The sequence below is a fragment of the Sphingomonas endophytica genome (assembly GCF_001476895.1).
Classification (GTDB): domain Bacteria; phylum Pseudomonadota; class Alphaproteobacteria; order Sphingomonadales; family Sphingomonadaceae; genus Sphingomonas; species Sphingomonas endophytica_A.
This window is the reverse complement of record NZ_LDTB01000113.1, coordinates 1-779: the sequence shown is the minus strand read 5'-3', so window position 1 is coordinate 779 and position 779 is coordinate 1. Positions and strand designations below refer to the sequence as shown.

1 protein-coding gene is annotated in these 779 nt (G+C 65.6%); it reads left to right on the top strand.

What is annotated here, in order from left to right; translation table 11 throughout:
- The coding region (locus NS334_RS16210; RefSeq protein ID WP_206542672.1) for a hypothetical protein at window positions 1-520 on the top strand (520 nt) is incomplete at its 5' end.
- Window positions 521-779 lie beyond the last annotated feature (259 nt).

Sequence of the window (779 nt, the reverse complement as noted above, 5' to 3'; positions counted from 1 at the left end):
GCCGCACCCTCGGCCCAACATCGACCGTATCACTCCGGGGGGAAGTACGATGCGTCTGCTCGCTGTCAGCCTGATCCTGTTTGCCACATCCGCCACTGCGCAGGGTGGCATCGACATTCGCAGGACGCCGACGCGTCCGCTGTCCGAACTGGGGCGTCCCGGTCAGATCGACGTGGCGGCGCTCCCGGTCGAAACGCGGCTGGCGTTGCTGGAGAAGGCGGCGGTGACTTCCCGCCAGCAGGTCGCGACGCTTGAGAAGGAGAATGAAGCGCTCCGCGTCGATCTCGATGCGCAGAAGGCCGCGCTGGCATCGAACGCCAAGACGACGCAGGATCGCTTCGCCGCTCAGGACGAAAAGCTGGGCACGATCGCGCAGGCGCTCGGCAAGGTGCCGCCGCATAGCCATGGGGTCATCGTCAACGGGCCGACGATCCAGTGCGCGTTTGAGGCGAGCTGCGACCTCAAGCCCAACGGCGGGATGCTGGAAGGCTCGACCGGACCCGCCGTCCCGTTGCCCTGACCGCAGGGGGCCCTCGCGCGTGATCCGTCAGTGTCGAGGCGTGCTCCGGCGAATGCCGGAGCCCAGGGTCGCGGATGCTGCCGCTCCTGATTCTGGGCTCCTGCGTGCGCAGGAGTGTTCGGCGCCTCAAGTCGCGGGATGATCCCTCGGGAAAAGGGGCACCGACGATCGCCCCGACTGTCCTACATCTGTCCATTATCCACATCTCACGCTGCCGCCGAAGAGGAAGCTGTTGATAAACACAGAATACACTAACGCA